Below are 4,123 nucleotides of genomic sequence, written 5' to 3' on the forward strand. Positions count from 1 at the left end.
TTTCCCCCCCCCCCCCCCCGCCATTTTGTATATTAATAAAAAAAAGTGCAAAGGATAACTCCTTATTTCTTACGAGCTACCGCTTCAATCTCAACAAGTCCGTCTTTAGGCAGACGCACAACCTCAATAGCACTGCGGGCAGGATAAGGTTCTTTAAAGAAGGTGCTATACACCTCATTAACGGCCGCAAAATCATTCATATCCTTTAAGAATACGGTTGTCTTTACTACATGGTCTAGTGTTGCACCAGCTTCCTCAAGAATAGCTTGTACATTGTTAAGCGCTTGTCGCGCTTGTTCTTGTACGCCCTCAGCCAAATTACCCGTTTCCGGATTCAGACCAAGTTGTCCTGAAGTGTATACCCAACTACCAGTGGTTATAGCTTGACTATAAGGACCGATTGCTCCGGGTGCTTTTGTTGTAGCTACTTGTTTTTTGCTCATCTTACTACCCCTCTCCATTATCGCTGATCATTTATTGTCCATTGTAAGTCCTGTTCTCATCTTAATGCAAATTTATTAGAGACTCAGAAAGCTTAGCGTCTCCCAATCACATGTATCACTTCATTCGTATAAATATGTAATCCGTGAGTATCCGCAGACGCAATGTTAACCATAGCTCTTGCGACTGTCGTACCAGGTATGGCACGATATTTAGCCGCCTTACCCACCATTACAAAATCCAGCGTTTTCATCAAACTAGCTCCGACTCTTTCCCCTAATCTGAATTCTTCACGTTGGCCTAGTAGCAAGGAGGGGCGAAATATATGCATCCCTTGGAATCCAATAGCGGTTAAACCTTCTTCCGCTCTTCCCTTTGTCCGACTGTAGAAATTACGCGACTTCGCATCTGCCCCTATTGAAGAGACGACCAAAAACTGTTTAACACCCTGATCTCTAGCTATCGCTGCAGCATCAAGCGGATAGTGTAGATCGACTCGTTCAAACTTTTCTTGTGAACCCGCCTTTTTTATTGTAGTCCCTAAACAACAGAAGATGGAATGTACCCCTTCGAACGACTCTGTATAGTTTCTTAAGTTCTCCCAATCTACAACGATTTGTTTAAGTTTAGGATGTTCTATGGCTAACGGTGTCCGTACAAGCACCCTTACTTCTTCCCAGCTATCACGATTTAACAATTCCTCCGTAACCGCTTTGCCTACCAATCCGGTGGCACCTAATACCATCGCTATTCTTAACAAGGAATAACCTCCTTTACTTCTATTCGTCCTTTAGAATACGACGACCTAGCAGAAACGCAAGTGCAATCATCAGCGTCCCTACCACTAGCTGCATACCGTATACCTGAGTCCATTGCGGCCAGTGTGTTATTTTTTCATAGAGCTGACCGCCAATAAGCGGACCAAAAAAGGATGATAACCCGGTAAGCGCCGCATAGGTGGCCATATACATCGGTCGTTCTTTTTTCGGCGTGTCTCCAATAATAAAGTTAAAGGCCAGCTGGTTGAAACCGCCTACACCAACACCAAAAACGATATGGGCCGCAAATAAGACCAGCAGCATCGGCATCACAGACAAGAGTCCCCACATCAATGAGGACAACGCAATAATCGGCAAAGTAAAGAATAACAGTCGCTTATTGCTGTATTTCGCATTTAGATTGCCCCAAACGTAGAAGCTAGCCATCATAAACACGGTCTGGGACACATTAAGCAATGACAACGTTTCATAATTAATATGAAGTAACTGCAACATGACATAAGAGTATAGTGGAACCGTTAGGTTCTGCAACAATAGCCAAGCAGCCAGAAACAAGGTTGACTTCATAAATAATGTATCTTTGAGCGGTTTCTTAAACATGGGTAAAAATTTATGCTCTTCTGATTTCTCGAATGGCACATCCGGATAAAAAAAGAATACTACGACATTCGATATCGAGAAGATCCACACAACAATATATAGAATCAGAAAACCATGACCCCCGGGATAGCGGTCCAGAATAATACCTCCGCCATACATAACCAAACTTCCAAGTGCATTCAGGACAGTGTTACGAATCCCAAAATAACGTCCACGTACCCGTGCGGGAACTAGATCACTAATCACAGAGCTCCACAGCACACCACCAGCAGTATTCGCAATAAAGGCAGTGGTATATAAAGCAATAAATGCGATGACCCAATATTCTTTAGGAAAAATAAACGGGATTAGTCCCGTAGAACCCCAAAGTATCCTGTGCAGACCGATAAAAGTAACCATGGCCCATTTGCGACTTGGCAGCTTCTGAATCAGAAAAGCTACACCAATCTGTGCCACATTAACTAATGTAGTAAGCGCTAGCACAAATCCAATTTGACTAGAGGAGGCTCCTAAATATAGCAGGAATCCTGTTAGGAACTGCCCTTGCAGCAGTACCTGAAAAATAGTTGACGGCACACCTTCCAACGTAGCTATTCGCAAATTTCTGCGATGCACTGAAGGTTTACGAACACGTTTTGAAACCGTAACCTTATGCTTATTTTCCATGTTGTCCATAGAGGCGGTAACACTCCTTTGATGCGGCATTGGCTTCATTCTACTCCGCATCAATCTACTGTCAATACGCCAAATCAACAAATAATATTGGAGCTTTATTCACTATCCGCTTCAAGGGGCAAATGAAGCGAAAATCGACTCCCCTTCTCTTCCTTACTCTCCATAGAAATGAACCCGCCGAGCAATCTGGCCAAGTCATTACTAATGGAAAGTCCTAGTCCTGTTCCACCATATTTCCGGCTAGTCGTTCTGTCTGCCTGTTGAAAGGCCTCAAAGATCATGGCATGCTTCTCCGGTGCGATTCCTATGCCACTATCCTTCACATCAAATACAAGCCAACGTTGCACGTTATCCCCTTCCCCACATTCCTGCTCGCGGATATGCAGCGATACGTAACCTGTCTTTGTAAACTTAAAAGCATTTGAGAGCAAATTACGCAAAATCTGCTGCACTCGATGTGGATCGGAATGAATCATTAGAGGGACATTCTTATCCATAGAGATGTTAAACTCCAGTCCTTTTTGTTTGGCGGTTACAGCAAACTGCATAGCCAGCAAATCTGGAATCTCGCTAACATTTAATTCTTCATTTATAATATCTAACCGACCAGCCTCCACCTTGGATAAATCCAGAATATCGCTGATGATCATCAATAACTCATCACCCGAACGATGGATAATGGCAGCATACTCTCTTATATCTGTTTCCGTAAGCGAATCATCATTTTCTTCAATTAATTGCGATAAATTAATGATGCTATTCAGTGGCGTTCTAAGCTCATGTGACATGTTGGCTAGAAATTCCGACTTGAATTGAGACGCCATCATTAACTGATTAGCACGCTCTTCAAGATCATGCTTGTTCTTATGTAATTCTTCAGTCTGAGCAGACAACTGTTCGTTAGCATGCTGGATCTGCTCATTCCTTAGAAGACCGAGTTGAAAATCACGGATAATTAATGAGAATAAAATACTTAAAATCAGCCCCGCAGGGAACGTAATTGGCATAATCTCTCTTATGTACTCTTCCACAGGGATAACGCCTAACATCATAATATTTATGGCATTCATAAGATTAACAATTAGAATTACGATCAAACCTTGATTCACAATACTGAGGGTTGAGCGTCTGACCCAGTAGCTAAGCGCCGCGCAAATAACTCCCAAAATAAAAAGATTTAGCATTCCTGCAATCGCTGCCTCTGTTACTCCAAAAGTTAACCTTGTAAGCCCAGTCCCTATACCGATCAATATAAGTGTGATGGGTCTAGGATACGCCAGCGTCGAGATAATTAGGGGTACAAACCGCAAATCAAAGATCACATGGTCGTCCAGATTATAACCAAAAAGAGTACTGATCCAACCAGCAAAGATCGCCAGGATCACCCAGCTGGCCTTCTTTATTCCTACACTTGCATTCGAAATGGTATGTTTATAGATCAGATTAGCCAAATAGGCCACGGCTATAAGAATTGCGGTATTCCCGAAAAATATTTTAAGATACCCCATGATTTTGCTCCTACCTGCACAAGATAAATTACAGATTTCATCTCACAATAATACCATAGCTTAACCTTTGCACACCTAATTGTTGCATAAGAAGAGCGCAAATCGTATACGATTTGCGCT

Annotated in this window: 4 protein-coding genes; all 4 read right to left on the reverse strand. The window is 42.6% G+C overall.

Going from position 1 to position 4,123, the window contains the following annotated elements:
- Positions 1-62: 62 nt before the first annotated feature.
- Positions 63-443 (reverse strand): RidA family protein, encoded by a 381-nt coding sequence (locus CA598_RS31150; RefSeq protein WP_094879010.1) that lies wholly within the window; start codon positions 441-443, stop codon positions 63-65.
- Positions 444-535: 92 nt separating this feature from the next.
- Positions 536-1,201: an oxidoreductase gene (locus tag CA598_RS31155; RefSeq protein ID WP_094874809.1), complete on the reverse strand. Its 666-nt coding sequence runs from the start codon at positions 1,199-1,201 to the stop codon at positions 536-538.
- 19 nt (positions 1,202-1,220) lie between these two features.
- Complete coding sequence (locus CA598_RS31160) at positions 1,221-2,495, reverse strand: MFS transporter (protein ID WP_094874810.1); 1,275 nt, start codon at positions 2,493-2,495, stop codon at positions 1,221-1,223.
- A gap of 95 nt (positions 2,496-2,590) precedes the next feature.
- The gene (locus CA598_RS31165; RefSeq protein WP_094879011.1) at positions 2,591-4,003 is read right to left on the reverse strand and encodes an ATP-binding protein; all 1,413 of its coding nucleotides are present in this window, start codon (positions 4,001-4,003) and stop codon (positions 2,591-2,593) included.
- Positions 4,004-4,123 lie beyond the last annotated feature (120 nt).

The organism is Paenibacillus sp. VTT E-133291 (genome assembly GCF_002264395.1).
GTDB lineage: Bacteria > Bacillota > Bacilli > Paenibacillales > Paenibacillaceae > Paenibacillus_AQ > Paenibacillus_AQ nitricinens.

Coding starts and splice junctions, on each gene's coding strand:
- CA598_RS31150 (WP_094879010.1), bottom strand. CDS start 443: ATGAGCAAAAAACAAGTAGCTACAACAAAAGCACCCGGAGCAATCGGT.
- CA598_RS31160 (WP_094874810.1), bottom strand. CDS start 2,495: ATGGACAACATGGAAAATAAGCATAAGGTTACGGTTTCAAAACGTGTT.
- CA598_RS31165 (WP_094879011.1), bottom strand. CDS start 4,003: ATGGGGTATCTTAAAATATTTTTCGGGAATACCGCAATTCTTATAGCC.